Genomic DNA, 23,558 nt, shown 5'->3' with positions numbered 1-23,558 from the left:
CCGAGAAGAACGGACCTGCATGACGCACGCGCACCCCGAGCTCAGCGCCCCCGGCAAGCTCCCGAAGGGAGGCCTGCGGGTCATCCCCCTGGGCGGCCTCGGCGAGATCGGCCGCAACATGACCGTCTTCGAGTACGACGGGCGACTCCTGATCGTCGACGCCGGCGTGCTGTTCCCCGACGAGGACCACCCCGGTGTCGACCTGATCCTGCCGGACTTCGACCCGATCCGGGACCGCCTCGACCGCATCGACGCCCTCGTGCTGACGCACGGGCACGAGGACCACATCGGTGCCGTGCCCTACCTGCTGCGCGAGCGCGGTGACATCCCGGTCGTCGGCTCCGAGCTGACGCTGGGGCTCCTCAACAACAAGATCCGCGAGCACCGCCTCAAGCACACCGTCACCCACACGGTGAAGGAGGGCGACACGATCGACTTCGGGCCGTTCAGCCTGGAGTTCGTCGCGGTGAACCACTCGATCCCCGACGCGCTCGCCGTCGCCATCCGCACGGGCGCCGGCATGGTGCTGCACACCGGCGACTTCAAGATGGACCAGCTGCCGCTGGACAACCGCATCACCGACCTCCGGGCGTTCGCACGGCTGGGGGAGGAGGGTGTCGACCTCTTTCTCACCGACTCCACCAACGCCGACGTGCCCGGCTTCACCACGCCCGAACGCGACATCGCGCCGGCCCTCGAGCGCGCCTTCGGGGCGAGCAGCCAGCGCATCATCGTGGCCTGCTTCGCCTCGCACGTGCACCGCGTCCAGCAGGTCATGGACACCGCCGTCTCCCACGGCCGCAAGGTGGCGTACGTCGGTCGCTCCATGGTGCGCAACATGGCCATCGCCGAGGAGCTCGGCTACCTCCACGTGCCGCCGCACACCCTCATCGACGGCAAGAAGATCGGCGACTACCCGCCGGAGAAGGTCGTGCTGATCTCGACCGGCTCCCAGGGCGAGCCGATGAGCGCCCTGGCTCGCATGGCCCAGGGCACGCACTCCTTCATCCACCTCGTCGAGGGCGACACGGTCGTGCTCGCCAGCTCGCTGATCCCGGGCAACGAGAACTCCGTCTACCGCGTCATCAACGGCCTCACCCGGTGCGGCGCCAACGTGGTGCACAAGGGCAACGCCCTCGTGCACGTCTCCGGCCACGCCAGTGCCGGTGAGCTCCTCTACTGCTACAACATCGTCAAGCCGCGCAACGTGCTGCCGGTGCACGGCGAGGCACGGCACATGAAGGCCAACGCCGAGCTGGCCCGCCGCACCGGCGTGCCGAAGGACCGGATCATCGAGGGCGAGGACGGCATCGTGGTCGACCTCGTCGACGGTGTCGCCCGCATCGCCGGCAAGGTCGACGTGGGCTACGTCTTCGTCGACGGCTCCTCGGTCGGCGACGTCAGCGAGAACTCCATGAAGGACCGGCGCATCCTGGCCGAGGAGGGCTTCATCTCGGCCATCGCGGTCGTGGACGTCTCGGCGGGCAAGGTGGTCTCGGGCCCGGAGATCCACGCCCGCGGCTTCGCCGAGGAGGAGTCGACCTTCGGCCAGGTGGTGCCGCAGCTCGTCCGCGCGCTGGAGAACGCGATGGCCGAGGGCACCGACGACCACTACCAGCTGCAGCAGGCGATGCGCCGGGTGCTGGGACGCTGGGTCAACAAGACCCACCGCCGCCGCCCGATGATCGTGCCGGTGGTCGTCGGCACCTGACTTCGGCGCGCCGTCCGGGCGCGTCGCGACCCGGGGTCGCCGGTGTGTGCGCATAGCGTCGCGGTATGTGGCGTGACGTTGTCCAGAGCACACTCGGGAAGTTCGGCTACGAGATCCGTCGGGCCGGCGGTGGCGGAGCCGAGCAGGCGCCACCCGGCGCGGCGGGCGCGGCCGGCGCGGCGAAGCCGGGCAAGCAGGCCGGCAAGCAGGCGGGCAAGAAGGGCGGCAAGCCGGCTCGCGGCGGGGCGGACGCCCCGCTCCCGCGGGGGGTGGACGAGCGCGATCGCGACATCCTGCTGCGCGCCCGTCCGCGCACCATGACCTCCTGGCCGAAGCTCCAGGCCCTGGTGCTCGCGGTGCGCTACGTGCACGAGCACCGCATCCCCGGAGACATCGTCGAGTGCGGCGTGTGGCGGGGAGGCTCGATGCAGGCGGCGGCGCTGACGCTGTTGCAGCTCGGCGAGCACCGGCACCTGCACCTCTTCGACACCTTCGAGGGCATGCCGCCGCCAGGGGAGCACGACGTACGCCACGACGGCACCCACGCCCAGGGTCTGCTCGACGCGGCGGACCGCGACGCGGCCGTCTGGGCCGTCGCCGACCTGGCCGACGTGAAGGAGGCCATGGCGGAGATCGAGTGGCCGGCCTCGCACGTCAGCTACCACGAGGGTCGCGTCGAGGACACGATCCCCGCCCGGGCTCCGGAGCAGATCGCGATCCTGCGCCTGGACACCGACTGGTACTCCTCGACCAGGCACGAGCTGACCCATCTCTACGACCGCCTGGTGCCCGGAGGCGTCCTCATCATCGACGACTACGGCCACTGGGAAGGTTCGCGCCGCGCCACCGAGGAGTTCCTCGCGGAGACCGGGGCCCAGCTGCTGCTCGTGCCGATCAGCACCGGTCGCATCGCGGTGAAGCCGGTCGGTGCCAGCGGACCGGGCAGCCCCGGCGTGGCAGACGCCGGCTGAGGCCCCGGCGGACCTACCCTCGGCACCATGGCGACCCGCACGTCTTCCCCGACGGGTACGCGCAGCAGATCCTCGTCCTCCGGCAGCAGCAGGAGCTCGGGGGGCAGCACGCGATCTCGTTCGTCCGGCAGCTCATCGACGTCCAAGAAGACCTCGAAGGGCTCCCGGCCGGCGCCACGCGCCGAGCGTTCGGGTCCCAGCCCCCTCGTGCTGCTCGTCCGCGCCGTCGGGCGCGGGCTGCGGGCCGTGTGGATGGGCCTCGCCTCGGTCGTCGGAGGCATCGTGCGGCGCATCGGGCACACCGCTGCCGAGCTCGAGCCCGAGCACCGTCGCGACGGTGTCGGCCTGCTGCTGATCGCCGCGGCGATCGTCGTCGCGGCCGCCTCGTGGTGGCAGCTGCCGGGCGCCGCGCCCGACCTCGTCCGCACGATCGTCGCGGGCTCGATCGGCATCGTCGGCTGGTTCTCGCCGCTGCTCCTGGTCGGCATCGGGTGGCGCACGATGCGCAACCCGGAGGCCAACGGCCCCGCCGGCCGCCAGGTCGTGGGCTGGACGGCGCTGCTGCTCGGCGTCCTCGGCCTGGTGCACCTCGCCAACGGGTCGCCGCAGCCGGCGCTGGGCGACACGACCGAGCTCCAGCGTGCTGGTGGCGCGCTCGGCTACGTCACCGCGAGCCTGCTGATGGACCTGCTGCGGACGCCGTTCGTCGTCGCGCCGCTGCTGGTGCTGCTCGCCGTCTTCGGGGTTCTGGTCATCACCGCCACCCCGGTCTACCGCATCCCCGAGCGGCTCGCCCAGGTGCGCGACAGGCTGCTCGGTGGGAGTGCCGGACCCACGGGCTTCGCGACCGACGCGGTCGGCACCGACGCCGCGGACGTCGAGGAGGCCGGTCCCTCCGGCCGCGCCGGGAGGGCGCCGCGCGTCGACGACGTCGCCTACGACAGCCCCGTGATCGACGAGGACGCGGTCAAGCCGAAGCGTCGCCTGGGTCGCAGGAAGGACACCGGGTCCGGAGACGCCATCGACACGGCGACCTCGTGGTCGCCCGAGGGCACCGAGACCGCGCGTGAGGCGGCCGCGGGCGCGGCAGCCGCCACGGGTGCGGCCACGGCACCGGGTGCCGTGGCCGAGGACACCGGTCCGCCCGAGACCCTGGAGGCCCCGCCCCACTCGCCGCTGCCGCAGCGCGTCGAGCAGCTGTCGCTCTCCGGCGACGTGACGTACTCGCTGCCGGCCAACGACGTGCTGAAGCCCGGCTCCGCCCACAAGGCGCGGTCCGCCGCCTCCGACGCGATCGTCGACGCGCTGACCGAGGTGCTGCAGCAGTTCGACATCGACGCCCAGGTCACCGGCTACACGCGCGGTCCGACGGTGACCCGCTACGTGGTCGAGCTCGGTCCGGCGGTCAAGGTCGAGAAGATCACCGGCATCCAGAAGAACATCGCGTACGCCGTCGCCTCCGCCGACGTCCGCATCCTCTCCCCGATCCCCGGCCGCTCGGCGGTGGGCATCGAGATCCCGAACACCGACAAGGAGGTCGTCTCCCTCGGCGACGTCCTCCGCTCCGGGGTCGCCCGCGGCGACCACCACCCGATGGTGGTCGGCCTGGGCAAGGACGTCGAGGGCGGCTTCGTCGTCGCCAACCTCGCGAAGATGCCCCACCTGCTGGTCGCGGGCGCCACGGGATCCGGCAAGTCGTCGTTCGTGAACTCGATGATCAGCTCGATCCTGATGCGCTCGACGCCCGACGAGGTGCGCATGGTGCTGGTCGACCCCAAGCGGGTCGAGCTGAACGCGTACGAGGGCATCCCGCACCTGATCACCCCGATCATCACCGACGCCAAGAAGGCGGCCGAGGCGCTGCAGTGGGTCGTGCGCGAGATGGACCTGCGCTACGACGACCTCGCCAACTTCGGCTTCCGGCACATCGACGAGTTCAACCGCGCCGTGCGTGCGGGCGAGGTGGAGGTGCCGCTCGGGTCCGAGCGCACCCTCGCGCCGTACCCGTACCTCGTGGTGGTCGTCGACGAGCTCGCCGACCTGATGATGGTCGCCCCGCGCGACGTCGAGGACTCGGTCGTCCGCATCACCCAGCTGGCCCGCGCGGCGGGCATCCACCTGGTGCTGGCGACCCAGCGCCCCTCCGTCGACGTGGTCACCGGTCTGATCAAGGCCAACGTGCCGTCACGGCTGGCGTTCGCGACCTCGTCGCTGGCCGACAGCCGCGTCATCCTCGACCAGCCCGGCGCCGAGAAGCTCGTCGGCCAGGGTGACGGACTGTTCCTGCCGATGGGCGCCTCCAAGCCGATCCGCGTGCAGGGCTCGTGGGTCACCGAGAAGGAGATCGCGCAGGTCGTCGCGCACTGCAAGGAGCAGCTGAAGCCGAGCTACCGCGAGGACGTCATCGCCCCCGCGACCGCCAAGCGCGACCTCGACGACGACATCGGCGACGACATGGAGCTGGTGGTCGCCGCCGTCGAGCTGGTCGTGACCACGCAGTTCGGATCCACCTCGATGCTGCAGCGCAAGCTGCGCGTCGGCTTCGCCAAGGCGGGCCGACTCATGGACATCCTCGAGTCGCGCGAGATCGTCGGCCCCAGCGAGGGGTCGAAGGCACGCGACGTGCTCGTCCAACCCGACGACCTCGACGAGGTCCTCGCCAACCTGATGCAGGGGGAGCAGTGAGCACCACCTCCACGGAGCGTCCGTCCGGTCTCGAGGAGACACCGGGTGACCACGGCGCGACACCGTTCGACAGCGACGTGCCCGTCGGTCCCGTCGTCGTCCGCCGCCGCGCGGCTCTGCTGCTGACCCTGGGTGCGCTCGCCTCGAGCCTCGCCATCGCATTCCTCTGGCGCGCCACCGGCTCCGGCTCCTGGGTCGACGCCCTCGTGTGTGCCGTGCTGGGCGCCATGGGAGCGGGCTACCTCACGGCGCTCATCGACGCCCGCGCACCGCTGCTGGTGGTCGACGAGCTCGGCGTACGCGTCCGCGTGGGCCGCGAGTGGCGGGGACTGCCCTGGGAGTCCGTGGACGGCATGTGGCTGCTGCCGCGTGACGGCATCACCCGCGACGAGCGCCTGGTGGTCGTGCCGACCGACCTCGGTCACGTCGTCGAGGGACTCGACAACGCCTCCGTACGCTCCATGCGCCTGACGCAGCGCTTCCACGGCGCACCCCTGGCCACCCCGCTGGGTGCCACCACCAAGGTCAGCGGCAGTGGGGACCTCGTGACTCGCCTGCGCGCGCTCGCCGGCGAGCACGCCGACGTCGTGATCGACCCGGCGTCCCTGCCCGAGGCCCAGGGCACGCTCGAGGAGCGCGCGCGTCTCACCGAGGAGGTGCTGGAACGCCGCGAGGCCGTCGTCCGCACCCTGCCCGGTGTGCCGCCGGTGCGCGCCGACGAGGTCAGCCACGTGGCGCTGGTGCCCGAGCAGAGCGGCCGCGACGACGAGCAGGACCACGACGGGGACGAGGCCCCCCAGGAGTTCAGCGTCCTCGGTCGGCTCTTCGACCTGCGTCCGTCCGAGCACGACGCCGCCGCCGAGGCGGTGGCGGACGACCTCGAGGAGCGCCCGGCAACGGCCGAGGTGACCGAGACCGTCGACACCGTCAGCCCGGCCGAGACCGTGGACGCGAACGCCGGCGACGACCTCGATGACCTCGACGATGTCGACGAGATCAGCGAGACCCTGCCGGATGGCGCCGCGCGGACGCCGTGGTGGCGCCGACGCCGCACGAGGTCGTGGCGCTCCAGGTCCGCCCGCGCCGACGCGGTAGAGACCGAGGAAGAAGCCACCGTCGAGCCCGTCGACACCGACCGGGCCGCTGACGAGTCCACGGACCTGCCGACCGTCATGGGGGACGAGGTCACCGACGACGTCGTCGAGGACACCGCCCCGACCGCTCCGACACCGCGACCGGTCATCGGCGTCGGCTCGACCTCGCCGGCTGCGACTGACCCGGGGTCGTCGGTGGCGCCGGAGGGCTCGGACGGGTCGGGTGAGTCGGCGGGTCCTGACGCGCCGGAGCAGCCGTCGATGACGCCCGCGGCCCACGTGAGCGTCGCTCCGCTCGTGCCGTCGCGGTCCTCCGCGCGCAGGGTCGAGGTCGTGCACCGGGTGGACGACGCGCCCAGTCACGGAGCCGCCGCACTCGACAGCGGCACGGACGACCACGGCGTGCACCTGCTCCCCGAGTCCGCAGCGTTGCGTCCGGGCAGCGACGACCTGCTGGCCGGGTCGCCGTACGCCTCGCCCGCGACGCCCGGGGCCTCCGGCGCGACGCCGCTCGCCCGCCCCGGAGACGCGGTCGCACCGCTGGTGCTGGGGGGCTTCGCCACCCGCCCGGCGTACGACCCCGTCATCGGTCCGGAGGTGCGCGCCGCGCGCACCCGGCTCGGGTTCAGCATCGACGACCTCGCCGACCGCACCCGCATCCGGCCGCACGTGCTGGAGTCCATCGAGGTCGACGACTTCGCGCCCTCGGGCGGCGACGTGTACGCCCGGGGCCACCTGCGCACCCTCGGCCGGGTGCTCGGCAAGGACGCGGAGGTGTGGGTCCACCTCTTCGACAGCCGGTACGCCGGGGGACCGACGACCGCCAAGCGTGTCTTCGAGGCCGAGCTCGCGACCGCTGTGCGTGCGCCCCGCGGCCCCCGGTCGGGCCCGCACTGGTCGCTCGTGGCGGCCGTGGTGCTCGCCCTCGGCGTGGTGTGGGCCGCGGCGACGTCGCTGTCCGACGAGCCCGTCGAGGTCGTCACCCCCGCCCCGCTCGTGGCACCGGACGCCGGCCAGCAGGCCGACCTGCCGACCGCGGCCCCCGTCCGTACGCTGCAGCTGCGAACGGCCGACCAGGCCGCGTCGGTGACGGTGCGCGACGCCGACGGAGCCGTGGTGCTCGTGACCGAGCTGCAGCCCGGTGAGACCCGCCGCGTCCGCCTGGCGCTCCCGGTGCGGGTGCTCGTCAGCGAGGGTGGCCCCGTGCAGCTGCGGTATGCCGGCGAGGCGCGTGGTCAGCTCGCCGCCGACGGAGTGGTCGTGCCCGGTCGTGAGGGTGAGGCTGCTCTCCCGAGCGCGTCGCGACTTCGCTGAGGGCGCGGGGGACGGGCATACTCGGCACTCAGATGTCGAACTCCCTGCCTTCGTCCCCCGCTCCGTCGCGTCCCGCCTCGGAGACCCTCGACTCCTCGGGGGCGCACGCACCCGTCAGCGTCGCCATCGTGACGCTCGGCTGCGCCCGCAACGAGGTCGACAGCGAGGAGATGGCGGGGCGCCTCGAGGCTGGAGGTTTCACGCTGGTCGACGACCCCGACAGCGCGCAGACCGTCGTGGTGAACACGTGCGGGTTCGTGGAGTCGGCCAAGAAGGACTCGGTCGACACGCTGCTGGCCGCTGCCGACCTCAAGGGCAGCGGCCCCACGCAGCAGGTCGTGGCGGTCGGCTGTCTCGCGGAGCGCTACGGGGCGGATCTCGCGGCGTCGCTGCCGGAGGCGGACGCGGTCCTAGGCTTCGACGACTACCCCGACATCGCCGCACGACTGCGCTCGATCGTCGCGGGTGAGTCCCACCAGGCGCACACGCCGTCCGACCGACGCCGCCTGCTCCCCATCTCACCGGTCGACCGGGCGGGCGCCGCAGGCGTGGCGATCCCTGGCCACCAGCAGGCGGAGGACCCTCTCGTCCCCGCCGCGCCGGACCTGCCGACCGGCCTCGCCCCCGCCTCCGGGCCCCGCGCGGTGCGCCGACGCCTCGACAGGGGTCCCATGGCGCCGTTGAAACTGGCCAGCGGCTGCGACCGACGCTGCGCGTTCTGCGCCATCCCCTCCTTCCGCGGCTCGTTCGTGTCCCGGCGGCCCACCGACGTCGTCGCCGAGGCCCGTTGGCTCGCCGAGCAGGGCACGAAGGAGCTGTTCCTGGTCTCGGAGAACTCCACCTCCTACGGCAAGGACCTCGGCGACCTGACGCTGCTGGAGTCGCTGCTCCCCGAGCTCGCTGCCGTCGACGGCGTCGAGCGGGTCCGCGTCTCCTACCTGCAGCCGGCCGAGACCCGCCCCGGCCTGGTGCGTGCCATCGCCACCACACCAGGGGTGGCGCCGTACTTCGACCTCTCCTTCCAGCACGCCAGCGGTCCGCTGCTGCGCCGCATGCGTCGCTTCGGCGACCCCGACTCCTTCCTGTCCCTCCTCGGGCAGGTTCGCGACCTGGCCCCGGAGGCGGGCGTACGCTCCAACGTCATCGTCGGCTTCCCCGGTGAGACCGAGGAGGACCTCGAGACGCTCTGCGACTTCCTCGTCGCCGCGCGCCTCGACGCCACCGGGGTGTTCGGCTACTCCGACGAGGACGGCACGGAAGCGGCCGGCTACGACGGCAAGCTCGACGAGGACGAGATCGCCGCGCGGGCGGCGCACGTCTCGGACCTCGTCGAGGAGCTGACCGCCCAACGGGCCGAGGAGCGCATCGGTGAGGTCGTCGAGGTGCTCGTGGAGAGCATCGGCGACGACGGCTCGCTCGAGGGGCGCGCGGCCCACCAGGGCCCCGAGGTCGACGGTTCGGTCACGGTGCAGGTGCCTTCCGGCGCGCCACCCCGGATCGGTGACATCGTGGCCGCACGGGTGGAGCAGGCAGCGGGGATCGACCTGGTCGCCGTCTTGACCGAGGGAGGCGACCGATGACCGACACGCGCACCGACACGTCCGCGTCGGGTCCCGCAGACCGGGCGACCTCGCCGAGCAACTGGAACCTGCCGAACGTCCTCACCGCCTCGCGCATCGTCGTGGTGCCGGTCTTCGGGTGGGTGCTGCTGCAGGACGGCGGCGACTCGGTGGGGTGGCGCTGGCTGGCCGTGCTGCTGTTCTCGCTCGCGATGTACACCGACAAGCTCGACGGCGACATCGCGCGCAGCCGCGGTCAGGTCACCGACTTCGGCAAGATCGCCGACCCGGTCGCCGACAAGGCCTTGACGGGCATGGCGTTCATCGGGCTCGCGGTCATCGACGAGCTGTTCGCGTGGGTCGCGGTCGTGGTGATCGTGCGTGAGCTGGCCGTCACCGTCACCCGCATGGCCGTACGCCGCCGCGTCGTCATCGCCGCCGACAAGCTCGGAAAGATCAAGACGGTGCTGCAGTCCATGGCGCTGGCCGGCCTGCTCATGCCGTTGCGGCTGGCGGACGGTGCGTGGGAGGTCCCCGGGCTGATCGCCTGGTGGGTCGCGGTCGCGCTGATGGCCGCTGCGGTCGTCATGACCATCGTGTCGGGTGCCCAGTTCTTCCGGCAGGTCGTGCGCGGTCGCCGGGTCGACGGCGACGGGGTGCCGGCGCAGTCCTGAGCAGCCCAGGGCAGGCCAGGGCGGGCAGGGGCAGCCAGGGGCCCGCTCAGACGTACAGCGCGCGGAGCAGCGTCGCGAGACCGTCGACGGTCATCACGGGCTCCTCGCGGCCGATCTGCTCCAGGGAGAGACCGTTCGCGAGGCTGAGCACCATCGCGGCGGCGTCGGCGGCGGAGACCGCGAGGTCACGGCCCTGCTCCTGGGCGACGGCGGCGAGCGTGTGCATCGTGCGCTCGGTCAACGGCCGGCGTACCTCCACCAGACGCGCCGACAGCTCGGCGTCGCGGGCGGCGTAGGCCGCGAACTCGGTGAAGGCGCGCTGCCCGCGCCCGTCGGAGGCGATCCCGAGGAGCCAGGTCGCGAGGTCGCGGAAGTAGGCATCGGTGTCGGTGGTGCTCGTGGTCTCGCGGCGCTTGTCGCCGAGCTCCTTCATCTCGACGTCCATGCAGGCCAGGAAGAGGCTCTCCTTGGAGTCGAAGTTGGAGTAGACCGCACCCTTGGAGAAGCCGGCCCGTCGCGCGATGCCGTCGAGCGAGGCACCGTGGTAGCCCAGCTCACGGAACGCGTCGCGGCCGGCGGCGAGGACCCCCTCGCGCACGTCCGCGCGCAGGGGACGGACCCGGGCCCGGCGAGGGCTGGGGGTGGCGGCGGCCGTCGGGTTCACGCGAGAAGTGGTTGACACGGAAGTAACCGTACCGAAAATTCACCCGACCCGGCTGTCCTCGGGCACGCGGTCTTGCCCACAGCGCGACGGGATCGCCGCACCGTTGGCTACGCTGGCCCTCCGCAGCGCGACGGTCGGCGTCCCCGAGGAACACCGAGGGAACACCGAAGGAACACGGACGGCCGGAGCGGTGTTGTCAGCAGCAGATCACCCGCCGTGTCCGCCGAAGGAGGTCAGCATGGTGCTCGTACGACGTCACCTCGGGACCGTGCTGCGTGCCGCGCGGCTCGAGCGGGCCCTCACGCTGCGCGAGCTCTCCGCCATGGCGAGGGTCTCGACGGGCTACATCTCCGAGGTGGAGCGTGGCCAGAAGGAGGCGTCCTCGGAGCTGCTCGCGTCGCTGTGCGACGCGCTCGACGTGGGTCTCGGCGACGTGCTCCGTGAGGTCGGGGACCTCGTGACCGCGGAGGAGACGCAGCTGGCCGCCGCCGTCGACGCGACCGTCACCGTGCCCGTGCCGCTCACGATCGAGCCCGTGAAGGACATCGACGGCGACGTCGTCGCCGCAGCGTAGGCACGAGCCGGTTCAACGCTGGCAGGTCGGGCACCAGTAGCTCGCCCGCTCGCCACGTTCAGGACTGTCGGCATCGCGTCGCATCCCGACCCTGATCCGGGTGCCGCACCGCCGGCACGCCTGTCGGTCCCGGCGGTAGACCCAGTGGGTCTCACCGCGCCGCGTGCTGCCCGTGGTCGACTGGCTGGTGCCCTGCGCACCGACCAGGAGCACCCGGCGCGCGCGGTCCACCAGGCGGTCGAGGTCCTCGACGTCGCCGACCGGTGTGAGGGGATCCCGGCCGTGGAGGAATGCGAGCTCGGCGGCGTACATGTTGCCGATGCCGGCCAGGTTGCGCTGGTCGAGCAACGCCTCGACCAGGGGCCGGTCGGGCCGCTGTCGGAGTCGGCGGACCGCCTCGGAGACGCACGCCGCGTCCCAGTCGGCGTCGAGCAGGTCGGGGCCGAGGTGGCCGACGACCTCGTGCTCCGCGGAGGTGGGGAGCAGCTCCACGACGCCGAGGCTGTGCCCGACCGCCTGCCACGCGTCGGTCGTGAGCACGGCCCGCACCTGGTGCGCCGGTCGCCGCCACCGGTCGGCACCGGACGCGACCTCCGGGGTGCGGTGCAGGTGCCACGAGCCCTCCATCCGCAGGTGGGTGTGGAGGGTGTGGACCCCGATCCGGGTGAGCAGGTGCTTGCCGCGGGCGAGCGTACGGTGGACCGTCTGCCCCGCGAGGTCCACGTCCGCCAGCGCCGGCACCCGCAGGTCGCACCCGGTGAGCACGTGACCGCTCAGCGCCCGGTCCAGGGACCGTGCGCTGCGCCAGACGGTGTCGCCCTCGGGCACTCCGGCGTCCCCTGATCAGCCGCGCAGCCGAAGGCCGCGCGGGGTGAGCACGAATCCGGCGCCGGTGAGCGCCTCGCGCAGGGTGGCGGTCTCCTCGCCGAGGATCGAGGCGCCGTCGGCCTTCTCCACGGTCAGCTTGCCGAGCTGACCGCGGCGTACGGCCTCGCCGAGCGACTGCACCGCCGCCGCGGTGTGGCCCGACTCCTCGCCGTAGGTCAGGAGCGTCTTGCCGCCGCGTTCGACGTACAGCGCCAGCTCACCCTCCACCAACACCACCAGGGCGCCCGCCTTGCGTCCCGGACGATGGCCGCCGTCGGGACGCTCGGGCCAGCCGAGCGCCGCGCCGTACGGGTTGGCCGGGTCGGTCGCGGCCAGCGCGACGGCCGCCGGTGCCGTGCCGGGCTTGACGTCCGCGGGCTCGCCGAACGTACGCAGCCGGTCGACGGCGCCGGCCGTGCCGAACTGTGCGGCGCCGAGACCCTCGACGAAGTAGCCGCGGCGGCAGCGACCGGTCTCCTCGAAGCGGGACAGCACGCCGTACACCCCGGCGAAGCCACCCGGGATGCGCTCGGAGACCACCGCGCCGCGGGTGACCACGCCGTGCCGCTCGAGCAGCGACTCCGCCGAGGCGTGGGCACGGCGGGTCGCGTCCTCCTCCCGCTCCGGCAGCAGCGTCCACCGACCGGCCGTCTCCGGCGGACCCGTGCGTGAGGGCATCCGCGGGCCGTCCCCGCGACCCGGCCGACCCATGCGACCCGGTCGCGCTGCCCGGGCGCGCGGGGGAGGGCGTCGGCTCTTGTGGGACGTACGCCCCGTCTGCGTCAGCGCGCGCAGCGGCGCCAGCGTGTCGTTGCCGACGTGGCCGGCCCAGACCAGGTCCCACAGCGCCGAGGTGAGCGCGGCGTCCTCGGGGAGCTCGCCCTCGCTGTGACGGGCGACGGCGTCGGCGAGCTGACGGAAGAAGTACGCGCCGCCGCCGGTCAGCACCTCGAGCAGCGTCCGGTGCAGCGGTGTGTCGTCGTAGGTGCCGTGCTCGGGCAGGGTCAGGTGCGCGAGGTCCGCCGGGTGCAGGGACACCCAGCCGTCGTTGCCGGCCAAGGATCCGTGTCCTGACCAGATGACCTCGCCGGCGCTGGTGAGCTCGTCGAGGTGGGCGGGGGAGTAGTCGCTCACCCGCGCGGGCAGGACCAACGACTCGAGTGCCGACGCCGGCACCGGGCAGCCCGCGAGCTGGTCGACCACGGCGAGCACACCGTCGGCACCGCGCAGCCTGGACCCGACCTGCTGCCAGCCAGGCAGGAAGCGTCCGAGCGTCGACGGCTCGACCGGCTCGACCTCCTTGCGCAGGCGCGCCAGCGAGCGGCGGCGCAGGCGCCGCAGCACCTCGGGGTCGATCCACTCGCTGCCGGCACCGTGGGGGCGGAACTCGCCCTCCATCGCCCGCCCCGAGGCGGCGAGCCGGTGGAGCGTCTGGGTGACCACGGCGACGCCGAGCCCGAATCGCTCGGCGACGTCGGGGGCGGTGAACGGGCCGTGCGTACGCGCGAAGCGGGCGACGAGATCGCCCAGCGGGTCCTCGACGGCCTCGCCGAACACCGCGGGTGTGCCGGGCGGCACGGGCACGCCGAGGCCGTCGCGGAGTCGGGCGACGTCCTCGACCGCCGTCCACCGCTCGACACCGGCGACGCGGGCGACGACGGCACGGCGGGCCGTACGCAGCTCCTCGAGCCAGACCGACGGCTCCCCGCCGTCCTCGAGGGGCACCGAGCGCTCGGCGACCTCCTCGAGGCTGAGGGGACCGAGCAGGCGCAGGAGGTCCGCGACGCCCTCGCGGTCCTTCGCGCGACGCTCCGGCACCAGCCGCTGCAGCTCGGCCTCGACCTCGACGAGCACCTCGGGGTCGAGCAGCTCGCGCAGCTCGGCGCGACCGAGCAGCTCCGCCAGCAGCCCCTGGTCGAGCGTCAGCGCCGCCGCGCGACGTTCGGCGAGAGGGGAGTCGCCCTCGTAGACGAACTGGGCGACGTAGCCGAAGAGCAGGGAGCGGGCGAAGGGCGAGGGCTGACGCGACTCGACCTCGACGATGCGCACCTCGCGGTTGCCGACCTGCTTCATCAGCGTGACCAGCTCGGGCACGTCGTAGACGTCCTGGAGCACCTCGCGCACCGTCTCCAGGATGATCGGGAAGGACGGGTACCGGCTCGCGACCTCCAACAGCTGCGCCGACCGCTGACGCTGCTGCCACAGCGGCGAACGGCGGCCGGGGTCACGACGGGGCAGCAGCAGCGCGCGCGCCGCGCACTCGCGGAAGCGCGAGGCGAACAGCGCCGACCCGCCGACCTCGTTCGTGACCATGTCGACGATCTCGTCGTGCTCGAAGGAGATGAGGTCCGCACCGGGCGGGTCGCCGTCGGTCTCGGGGATCCGCAGCACGATGCCGTCGTCCGAGGCGGTCGCCTGAGCATCGACGCCGTAGCGCTCGCGGAGGCGTACGTTCATCGCCAGCGCCCACGGTGCGTGCACCGGAGTGCCGAAGGGGGAGTGCACCACCAGCCGCCAGTCGCCGAGCTCGTCGCGGAAGCGCTCCACGAGGATCGTCTGGTCGGTGGGCAGCACCTGGGTGGCCTCACGCTGGTCGGTGAGGAACTGCACGAGGTTGTTCGAGGCCCACTCGTCGAGACCGGCCTCACGGGCCCGCGTACGCGCCTGCTCGGGCCTCATCGCCCCCAGCTCGCGGGTGAACGCGCCGACGGCGCGTCCCAGCTCGGCCGGCCGGCCGAGCGCGTCGCCCTTCCAGAACGGCAGCCGCCCGGGCACGCCCGGCGCGGGGGAGACCAGCACCTGGTCGTGGGTGATGTCCTCGATCCGCCAGCTCGTCGCGCCGAGCGCGAAGACGTCGCCGACGCGGGACTCGTAGACCATCTCCTCGTCGAGCTCGCCGACACGGGACTTCTTCTCACCGACGAGGAACACCCCGAACAGGCCCCGGTCCGGGATGGTGCCGCCGCTGGTGACCGCGAGACGCTGGGCACCGGGCCGGCCCGTGAGCGTGCCGGCGACACGGTCCCAGACGATGCGGGGTCGCAGCTCGGCGAACTCGTCGGAGGGGTACCGGCCGGCCAGCAGGTCCAATGTCGCCTCGTACACGCTGCGGGGCAGCGACACGAACGAGGCGGACCGGCGGAAGCAGGCGTAGAGGTCCTCGACGTCCCACTCCTCCATGGCGCAGGCGGCCACGACCTGCTGCGCGAGCACGTCGAGGGGGTTCGTCGGCACCGAGAGCGCCTCGATGGCACCCGTACGCATCCGCTCGACGGCGACCGCGGTCTGCACCAGGTCACCCCGGTGCTTGGGGAAGAGCACGCCCTCGGAGATCTCGCCCACCTGGTGACCGGCGCGACCGACGCGCTGCAGGGCGGAGGCGACCGAGGGTGGGGACTCGATCTGGATCACGAGGTCGACCGCGCCCATGTCGATGCCCAGCTCGAGGCTCGAGGTGGCCACCACCGCCGGCAGCCGGCCGCGCTTGAGGTCGTCCTCGATGATCGCCCGCTGGTCCTTGCTGACCGAGCCGTGGTGCGCGCGGGCCATGACCGGGGCCGCCCCCTCGCTGGTGCCCGACTGGCCGGGCGCCTCGGCCGCGGGACGGGTGGGGTCGAGCCGGTCGGGTGTCTCGTCGTCGAGCGGCGGCTGGGTCGCCGCGGCCTGGTCGGCCTCCAGGCCGGCGCGCTCGGCGGCGATCTCGTTCAGGCGTGCGGTCAGCCGCTCCGCGAGACGACGGGAGTTGGCGAACACGATCGTCGAGTCGTGCTCGGTGATCAGGTCGGCGACGCGCTCCTCCACGTGGGGCCAGATCGACGTACGCCGCTCTGCGCCGGCCGTGGGACCGGCCAGGTCGTCCTCGACCACCTGCCCGATCTCGGCCATGTCCTCGACCGGCACGACGACCTTCAGGTCCCACTGCTTGGTCGAGGTCGGGGACACGATCTCGACGGGTGCCGACCCGCCGAGGTAGCGCGCCACCTCCTCGATCGGGCGCACGGTCGCCGAGAGACCGACCCGCTGCGCGGGCTTCTCCAGGAGCTCGTCGAGGCGTTCCAGGGTCAGGGCCAGGTGGGCGCCGCGCTTGGACCCGGCCACCGCGTGCACCTCGTCGACGATGACCGTCTCGACCCCTCGGAGGGCCTCACGTGCCTGGCTCGTCAGCATCAGGAACAGCGACTCGGGCGTGGTGATGAGGATGTCGGGGGGCGAGGTCGCGATGCGGCGGCGGTCCTGCGCGCTGGTGTCGCCGGAGCGGACCCCGATCGTGACCTCGCGCGCGGTCTCACCGAGCCGGTCGGCGGTCTGCCGGATGCCGGTCAGCGGGGCTCGCAGGTTGCGCTCGACGTCGACGGCGAGCGCCTTCAGCGGTGAGACGTAGAGGACCTTGCAGCGCTCGAGCTTCTCCTCGGGCGGCTCGGAGGTGAGCAGCCGGTCCAGGCTCGCCAGGAACGCGGCGAGGGTCTTGCCCGACCCCGTGGGGGCGACGACCAGGGCGTGCTTGCCGGCGGCGATGCTCGACCAGGCGCCCACCTGCGCGGGGGTCGGCTCGGCGAAGGCGGCGGCGAACCACGTACGCGTGGCGGGGGAGAATCCCTCCATGCCTGCGGGCGCGGTCTGCGGTGCGGTGCTCACGTCCCCATAGTGTCCGGTCCCTCCACCGCCCACTCTAGGGTTGGGGCGTGCCGCATTCCTTGACAGACGCAACACCCGCGGCGGCCTCCAGCCGCGACGACGACGTGATGGTCCGTGCGCGGGATCTCCGCAAGAGCTTCGGCGACTTCGAGGCCGTCAAGGGCATCGACGTCGACGTACGCCGCGGCGAGGTCTTCGGCTTCCTCGGCCCGAACGGCGCCGGCAAGTCCTCCACGATGCGCATGATCTCGGCGATCTCGCCGGTGACCTCCGGCCAGCTGACGGTGCTGGGCATGGACCCCTGGGCCGACTCCTCGCGGGTCAAGGCGCGCCTGGGGGTGTGCCCCCAGGAGGACCTGCTCGACATCGAGCTGACCGTGCGCGACAACCTCTACGTCTACGGCCGCTACTTCGGGCTGCCCCGCAAGGTCGTGCGCGAGCGGGTCATCGAGCTGCTGGACTTCGCGAAGCTGGCCGACAAGGCGGACAACCTCGTCGACGAGCTCTCCGGCGGCATGAAGCGTCGCCTGACCATCGCGCGGTCGCTCATCAACCGGCCCGACGTGCTGCTCCTCGACGAGCCCACCACCGGCCTCGACCCGCAGGCCCGGCATCTGCTGTGGGACCAGCTCTACCGGCTCAAGGAGCAGGGGGTCACCCTCGTGCTCACGACGCACTACATGGACGAGGCCGAGCAGCTGTGCGACCGGCTCGTGGTCATGGACGAGGGCGAGATCGTCGCCGAGGGGTCGCCGAAGAGCCTCATCGAGGACCACGCCACGCCGGAGGTGGCCGAGCTCCGCTTCGGCATCGACGAGCAGCAGGCGCACGCCGACGGCGTACGCCGGGCCGTGTCCGCGGCCTCGGGCGTCGAGGCCCGGGTCGAGGTGCTCCCGGACAGGCTGCTCGTCTACACCGACGACGGCGACGCCGCCCTGCGAGCCATCGCCGAGGCCGGCCTCGAGCCCCGATCGACCCTGGTGCGGCGGGCGACGCTCGAGGACGTGTTCCTGACCCTCACCGGCCGGACGCTGGTCGACTGATGGCGCTGGACACCTCTCCGTCGGCGGGCTCAGCGCAGCGCGCGGCGGACGCGTCGCGCGCAGCGGACGCGTCGGGCACCGGCGAGGCCGGCTGGCGCGGCACCGTCGCGCGCGCGGCCCGCATGACCGACTACTGGCTGATCACCTACCGGCGCTCCTGGCGCGGCACGGTCACCACCGCGTTCGTCGCGCCCGTGCTCTTCCTGATCGCCATGGGGGTGCTGCTCGGGGACTTCGTCACCGGCGACCCCGCGCGACTGGACGGAGCGCCTGACTACCTCGCCTTCGTGGCTCCTGGGCTGCTCGCCGGACAGGTGATGCAGGTGGCGATGACCCAGTCGACCTTCCCGGTCTTCTCGATGACGAAGTGGTCGAAGGCGTACTGGGCCATGTGGGCGACCTCGCTGCAGATCGGCGACCTGGTGCTGGCCCACGTCGTCTCGATCCTGGCGCGGGCGCTGCTCACCGCCGTGGTCTTCACCGCGGTGCTCGTGCCCTTCGGGGTCATCGTCTCCTGGTGGGGGGCGCTGCTGGCGCTCCCGGTGATGGTGCTGCTCGCGGCCGCCTTCTGCCTGCCCACCTACGCCTACGCCGCCGGTCTGACCAGCGAGAAGTCCTTCACGGTGATCCTGCGCCTGGTGATGGTGCCGATCTTCCTGTTCTCGGGCGCGTTCTTCCCTGTGGCGAACCTGCCCGACGCGGTGGAGTGGGTGGCGTACGTGACGCCGCTGTGGCACGGCGTCGACCTGGCCCGCGGCCTGTTCCTCGGCCAGGCGACCCTCGGTCTCGCCCTGGTCAACCTGGCGGTGCTCGGTGCGTACGCGGGCCTCGGCGCCTGGCTGGCGCCGAAGCGCCTGACGAAGCGGATGGTCGCATGAGCGCCGACGTCGCCCTGCCCGGTCCGGCCGAGCCGACGAGCAGGGTCGTCACCGGTTCGTACGCCGGTCGCGTGCTCTCGGGCACCGGCCTGGTGGTCGCCCGCAACTTCAAGGCCTCGCAGACCCGCTGGTACGTCGTGGTCACCGGCCTCGCCGAGCCGCTGCTCTACCTCCTGAGCATCGGCATCGGGGTCGGCGGGCTCGTCGAGGGCTTCACCATCGACGGGCAGCAGGTCGACTACGCGGCGTACGTCGCTCCCGGCCTGCTGGCTGCGGCCGCGATGAACGGCGCGGTGATGGACGGGTCGTTCAACTTCTTCTTCCGGCTCAAGTTCGACAAGGTCTACACCCAGCAGCTCTCGACCCCGCTGACGCCGGTCGCGGTGGGCGCCGGGCAGCTCGTGTCCGCGCTGCTGCGCGGTGCGATGTACTCCGCCTTCTTCCTCGTCGCCATGGTCGTGCTCGGTCTCACCAGCTCGTGGTGGGCGGTGCTGGCGCTGCCCGCGGCGATCATGGTGGGACTGGCCTTCGGCGGCCTCGCGATGACGGCGACCGCGTACGCGAAGAGCTTCTCCGACCTCGAGTACGTCACCCTCGTGACCCTCCCGCTGTTCCTCTTCAGCGCCACGTTCTTCCCGCTGACGGCGTTCCCGGGGTGGCTGCAGCCGATCGTGGAGTGGAGTCCGCTCTACCGCGGCGTGGTGCTCTGCCGCGAGCTGACGACGGGCACGCCCGGGGTGGAGTCGCTGATCTCCGTGGTCTACCTGCTGGTGCTGGGCGCGGTGGCGCTGTGGGCGGTCTCGCGGCGCCTCGAGCGGCTGCTGCTCAGCTGAGCCGGTGGTTGAGGAGCGAGGCGCCAGCCGAGCGTCTCGAAACCGGGTCGTACGCTCTCTCGCGTGCGACACACCGAGCTCTGGGCCCGCCTCGAGGAGGCCCTGGGGGAGACGTACGCCGGGGTGTGGGCCGACACGCAGGTCATCTCAGGGCTCGGCGGCCGAACGGTCAACGACGCGCTCGCCCAGGGTGAGGACGCCAAGGACGTCTGGCGCGCGGTCTGGTCCCACCTGGACCTGCCCGACCGGGAGCGCTGATGCGTACGCCCGGCCCCACGGGCCCTGGCCCCGGTGAGCGGGCCGGGCGTGTCGGACGCTTCCTCGGCGCCGTCAGCGCCTCGGTCGCCCGCGAGGGGGCGGCGCTCGGCTCCGGGATGGCGGCCGGGGTCGTCGGGGGTCTGCGGTGGCCGCCCGAGCGTGTGGCCGCGGTGCAACGCCGCACGATCTGGACCCTGGTCGGGGCGCAGGTGCTGGCCGGGCTGGGACTCACCATCGGAATCGCCGCGGTGTCGCTGCTCGCGCGCGACGTGTCGGGGTCGGAGTCCCTGGCCGGTCTGGCGCAGACGAGCCAGGTGCTCGGTGCGGGGCTCGCGTCGTGGTGGCTCGCCCAGCTCATGGGGTCGCGCGGGCGGCGGCTCGGGCTCGTGGCAGGGTACGCCGTCGGAGCGCTCGGCGGCGTGCTCTGCGTGGTCGCGGCAGCGCTCTCCTCGTTCGTGGTGCTGCTGGTGGGCACCCTGCTGCTGGGCACGGTGACGGCGGCCAACGCCCAGTCGCGCTACGCGGCCACCGACCTCGCGGTGCCCTCCCGTCGGGCACGGGACCTGTCGCTGGTGGTGTGGGCGACGACCGTGGGGGCCGTCGTCGGCCCGAACCTCTCGGGCGTCGGACCGTCGGTGGCACGGGCACTCGGGTTGCCGCCCCTGGCCGGTCCCTACCTGCTGGGGGCGCTGGCCACCGTGGCCGCGGGGGTGCTGGTCGCGACGCGACTCCGTCCCGACTCGCTGCACGTGGCGCAAGAGGCCGCGTTGGTGGCGCGACGCAGGGATCGGGTGGCGGGGGAGCCCTCCTCCGTGCGGCGCGTGGTCGGCCTGCTGCAGCGGCTGCCTGCCGTGCGCGCCGCGGTCGCGGGTCTCGCGCTCGCGCACGCGGTGATGGTCTCGGTGATGGTGATGACCCCGCTGCACATGGACCACGGCGGGGCGGGTCTGCGTGTCATCGGACTGGTCATCAGCCTGCACGTGCTCGGCATGTTCGCCTTCTCGCCCCTGGTCGGTGCGGCCGTGGACCGCGTCGGGGCCGCGACCGTGATGGCGGCGGCGACCCCCGTGCTGCTGGTCTCGCTGCTGCTGTGCGGAGTGGCGCCGGAGGGCTCCTCGCCGGGACTGACGCTCGGCCTGTTCCTGCTGGGGCTCGGCTGGTCCTTCGCGACGATCGCCGCCTCGACGCTGCTGACCGCGGCCACGCCACCGGACGAGTCCCGCACCGACGTGCAGGGGGCGGCCGACCTGCTGATGAACCTGGGGGCGGCCGTGGCCGCCGCGCTCGGAGGCGTCGTGGTGGACGTGCTCGGCTTCCCGGCGCTGGCCTTCGGTGCGGCGTTCCTGGCCTGCGGGGTGGCCACGGCGGCGGAGGTCGCGCGACGGGCAGCGCGTCACGGCGTCGAGGAGACCGACGCGGCCTGGTGACCGGGTCGGCGCCCTCGTCGGCGGTGCACGCCGACACGCGGCGGAACCTGATCGAGATCGAACAGGTGTTCGCCTATCGTCAGGGGTGTCGGGACCGCCACCGGAAGTTCGGAGGCGGTTCTCCACAGGCCACGGTCTGCCCGTCGGAAATGTCGGCGGGTGCCCCTAACGTCTGTGCGCAGACGAGCACACAGGTCACCGCGACCTCCACACGCACAGGAGACACCCATGGCTGCAGCAGACCGCGACAAGTCCCTCGACGCCGCCCTCGCCAACATCGAGCGCCAGTTCGGCAAGGGCTCGGTGATGCGCCTCGGCGACGAGACCCGAGCCCCGCTGGAGGTCATCCCGACCGGTTCTATCTCTCTCGACGTCGCCCTGGGCCTCGGCGGCCTCCCGCGGGGTCGCGTGGTCGAGGTGTACGGTCCGGAGTCCTCCGGTAAGACGACGGTCGCCCTCCACGCGGTGGCCAACGCGCAGGCCGCCGGCGGCATCGTCGCCTTCATCGACGCCGAGCACGCGCTCGACCCGGAGTACGCGAAGTCCCTCGGTGTCGACACCGACGCCCTGCTGGTCTCCCAGCCCGACTCCGGTGAGCAGGCGCTGGAGATCGCCGACATGCTGGTGCGCTCGGGTGCGCTCGACCTGATCGTCATCGACTCGGTCGCCGCCCTGGTGCCCCGCGCCGAGATCGAGGGCGAGATGGGTGACAGCCACGTCGGTCTGCAGGCCCGCCTGATGAGCCAGGCGCTGCGCAAGATGACCGGCGCCCTGCACCAGTCGGGCACGACGGCGATCTTCATCAACCAGCTGCGCGAGAAGATCGGGGTCATGTTCGGCTCGCCCGAGACCACCACCGGTGGTCGGGCGCTGAAGTTCTACGCCTCGGTCCGACTCGACGTGCGACGCATCGAGACGCTGAAGGACGGCACCGACATGGTCGGCAACCGCACCCGCGTCAAGGTCGTGAAGAACAAGGTGGCGCCGCCGTTCAAGCAGGCCGAGTTCGACATCATGTACGGCAAGGGCATCTCCCGCGAGGGCGGCCTGATCGACGTGGGCGTCGAGGCGGGTCTGGTCCGCAAGGCGGGCGCTTGGTACACCTACGAGGGCGACCAGCTGGGCCAGGGCAAGGAGAACGCGCGCAACTTCCTGCGCGACAACCCCGACCTCGCCAACGAGCTGGAGAAGAAGATCCTCGAGAAGCTCGGCATCGGTGCGCAGGTCGACGCACCCGCCGAGGAGCAGCCGACCGGGATCGACTTCTGAGCACCCACCCGCGCGGTCGACGGTCGGGCGGCGTCCAGGAGGACACCGCCCGACCTCGACCGGTCGACACCGACCCCGAGGGCGTCGCGCGGCAGACGATGCTCGACCAGCTCGCGGTGCGAGCACGCAGTCGCCACGAGCTGGCCGAGAAGCTGCGCGGCAAGGACGTGCCCCACGAGGTCGCCGAGCCCCTGCTCGACCGCTTCACCGAGGTCGGTCTCATCGACGACGCGGCGTTCGCGCAGTCGTGGGTCGAGCAGCGCAGCCGCACCAAGGGGCTCGGCCGCCGCGCGCTCGTGCAGGAGCTGCGGCTCAAGGGTGTCGACCAGGTCCACATCGAGGCCGCGCTCGCCGAGATCGGCGCGGACGAGGAACGCGAAGCCGCTCGGGCGCTCGCCGAGAAGCGCCTGCGTACGCTCTCGCGGCTCGACCCGCCCGTGCAACGACGTCGCCTCGAGGGCTTCCTGGCGCGCAAGGGATACCCGGGTTCACTGGTCTCCGAGGTGGTCCGTGAGGCACTGGAGCAGCAAGTTACCGACGAGTAGCCCGTAGTAGCCTGCGCGCATGCCGTCGTTGCCGTCGCTCCCTGTCAGCCTGCCCGTCACCCTCCCGTCGCCGCCGACGCTGCTGCAGCTGTGGCAGGGCGCCTCGAAGGTGCCGCATGGCAAGCGGGCGTTCTCCCTTGCTTTCTCGCGCAAGGCCCCGTACTTCGCGACGGTCTCGCCTCGCTTCGTCGAGCTCCGCGAGGACTACGCCGAGCTCGTGATCCCGCTTCGCAAGTCGACGCAGAACCACATCGGCACGCTGCACGCCATCGCGGTGTGCAACGGCCTCGAGGCTGCGATGGGCGCGCTGGCGGAGGTGTCGATCCCTGACGACAAGCGGTGGCTGCCCAAGGGCATGCAGGTCTCCTACACCGCGAAGTCGACCAGCGACATCACCTGCATCGCCGAGACCGACCGGTCGCAGTGGACCGGTGACGACCCCGATCTCCCGGTCCGCGTCAAGGCGGTCCGTGAGGACGGCACCACGGTCGTGGAGGGCACGATCAACCTGTGGGTGACCAGGAAGCCGGCGAAGAAGTAGCCCGCCGCTAGGGTCC

The 23,558-nt window shown here is 72.5% G+C and carries 18 protein-coding genes; 15 read left to right on the top strand and 3 right to left on the bottom strand.

Features of this window, described 5'->3' with window-relative positions; translation table 11 throughout:
- The first annotated feature begins 19 nt into the window (after positions 1-19).
- From KLP28_00750 to pgsA, 6 genes are all read left to right on the top strand, one after another.
- A complete protein-coding gene (locus tag KLP28_00750) occupies positions 20-1,711 on the top strand; it encodes a ribonuclease J (GenBank protein QWC85351.1) in 1,692 nt (563 codons plus the stop codon).
- Between the two features lie 65 nt (positions 1,712-1,776).
- Positions 1,777-2,682 carry a TylF/MycF family methyltransferase gene (locus KLP28_00745; GenBank protein ID QWC85350.1) on the top strand — a complete coding sequence of 302 codons (906 nt, stop codon included), beginning with the start codon at positions 1,777-1,779 and terminating at the stop codon, positions 2,680-2,682.
- Positions 2,683-2,709: 27 nt separating this feature from the next.
- A complete protein-coding gene (locus tag KLP28_00740; protein QWC85349.1) occupies positions 2,710-5,367 on the top strand; it encodes a DNA translocase FtsK in 2,658 nt (885 codons plus the stop codon).
- On the top strand, positions 5,364-7,775 hold the full coding sequence (locus KLP28_00735) for a DUF4115 domain-containing protein (GenBank protein ID QWC85348.1): 2,412 nt from the start codon (positions 5,364-5,366) through the stop codon (positions 7,773-7,775). Before KLP28_00740 ends, KLP28_00735 begins: the two co-directional genes overlap by 4 nt.
- Before the next feature lie 32 nt (positions 7,776-7,807).
- Complete coding sequence (gene rimO, locus KLP28_00730) at positions 7,808-9,355, top strand: 30S ribosomal protein S12 methylthiotransferase RimO (GenBank protein QWC85347.1); 1,548 nt, start codon at positions 7,808-7,810, stop codon at positions 9,353-9,355.
- On the top strand, positions 9,352-10,008 hold the full coding sequence (gene pgsA, locus KLP28_00725; protein ID QWC85346.1) for a CDP-diacylglycerol--glycerol-3-phosphate 3-phosphatidyltransferase: 657 nt from the start codon (positions 9,352-9,354) through the stop codon (positions 10,006-10,008). The genes rimO and pgsA overlap by 4 nt, the downstream gene beginning before the upstream one ends.
- Before the next feature lie 46 nt (positions 10,009-10,054).
- Here the strand turns inward: pgsA and KLP28_00720 are convergent, their stop codons facing one another.
- Complete coding sequence (locus tag KLP28_00720) at positions 10,055-10,690, bottom strand: TetR/AcrR family transcriptional regulator (GenBank protein QWC85345.1); 636 nt, start codon at positions 10,688-10,690, stop codon at positions 10,055-10,057.
- Positions 10,691-10,910: 220 nt separating this feature from the next.
- Between KLP28_00720 and KLP28_00715 the strand changes: the two genes are divergently transcribed.
- Entirely contained in the window at positions 10,911-11,246 is a 336-nt protein-coding gene (locus KLP28_00715) for a helix-turn-helix domain-containing protein (protein QWC85344.1), read from the top strand.
- Positions 11,247-11,258: 12 nt separating this feature from the next.
- Here KLP28_00715 and KLP28_00710 read toward each other — a convergent pair whose 3' ends face one another.
- Both KLP28_00710 and KLP28_00705 read right to left on the bottom strand, forming a co-directional pair.
- Entirely contained in the window at positions 11,259-12,074 is an 816-nt protein-coding gene (locus tag KLP28_00710; protein QWC85343.1) for an Fpg/Nei family DNA glycosylase, read from the bottom strand.
- Between the two features lie 15 nt (positions 12,075-12,089).
- Positions 12,090-16,715 (bottom strand): ATP-dependent helicase, encoded by a 4,626-nt coding sequence (locus tag KLP28_00705; protein QWC86713.1) that lies wholly within the window; start codon positions 16,713-16,715, stop codon positions 12,090-12,092.
- 140 nt (positions 16,716-16,855) lie between these two features.
- On the opposite strand from KLP28_00705, the gene KLP28_00700 reads away from it, so the two are divergent.
- The 8 genes from KLP28_00700 to KLP28_00665 all read left to right on the top strand — a co-directional run bounded on the left by KLP28_00700 (position 16,856) and on the right by KLP28_00665 (position 23,542).
- On the top strand, positions 16,856-17,791 hold the full coding sequence (locus tag KLP28_00700) for an ABC transporter ATP-binding protein (GenBank protein QWC86712.1): 936 nt from the start codon (positions 16,856-16,858) through the stop codon (positions 17,789-17,791).
- Positions 17,791-18,669, top strand: coding sequence for an ABC transporter permease (locus KLP28_00695; GenBank protein ID QWC85342.1), 879 nt, complete (start codon positions 17,791-17,793; stop codon positions 18,667-18,669). Before KLP28_00700 ends, KLP28_00695 begins: the two co-directional genes overlap by 1 nt.
- Positions 18,666-19,502 (top strand): ABC transporter permease, encoded by an 837-nt coding sequence (locus tag KLP28_00690; GenBank protein ID QWC85341.1) that lies wholly within the window; start codon positions 18,666-18,668, stop codon positions 19,500-19,502. The genes KLP28_00695 and KLP28_00690 overlap by 4 nt, the downstream gene beginning before the upstream one ends.
- Positions 19,503-19,565: 63 nt before the next feature.
- On the top strand, positions 19,566-19,760 hold the full coding sequence (locus KLP28_00685) for a DUF3046 domain-containing protein (protein QWC85340.1): 195 nt from the start codon (positions 19,566-19,568) through the stop codon (positions 19,758-19,760).
- Between the two features lie 116 nt (positions 19,761-19,876).
- Positions 19,877-21,187, top strand: coding sequence for an MFS transporter (locus KLP28_00680; GenBank protein ID QWC86711.1), 1,311 nt, complete (start codon positions 19,877-19,879; stop codon positions 21,185-21,187).
- A gap of 228 nt (positions 21,188-21,415) precedes the next feature.
- Positions 21,416-22,456 (top strand): recombinase RecA, encoded by a 1,041-nt coding sequence (recA, locus tag KLP28_00675; GenBank protein QWC85339.1) that lies wholly within the window; start codon positions 21,416-21,418, stop codon positions 22,454-22,456.
- A 116-nt stretch (positions 22,457-22,572) separates the two neighbouring features.
- A complete protein-coding gene (locus KLP28_00670) occupies positions 22,573-23,001 on the top strand; it encodes a recombination regulator RecX (protein ID QWC85338.1) in 429 nt (142 codons plus the stop codon).
- 19 nt (positions 23,002-23,020) lie between these two features.
- On the top strand, positions 23,021-23,542 hold the full coding sequence (locus tag KLP28_00665) for a DUF4442 domain-containing protein (GenBank protein ID QWC85337.1): 522 nt from the start codon (positions 23,021-23,023) through the stop codon (positions 23,540-23,542).
- The last annotated feature ends 16 nt before the right edge of the window (positions 23,543-23,558 follow it).

The sequence above is a fragment of the Nocardioidaceae bacterium genome (assembly GCA_018672315.1).
Lineage (GTDB): Bacteria > Actinomycetota > Actinomycetes > Propionibacteriales > Nocardioidaceae > TYQ2.
The sequence above is the reverse complement of the archived record's forward strand: the minus strand, read 5'-3'. Positions and strand labels throughout refer to the sequence as shown.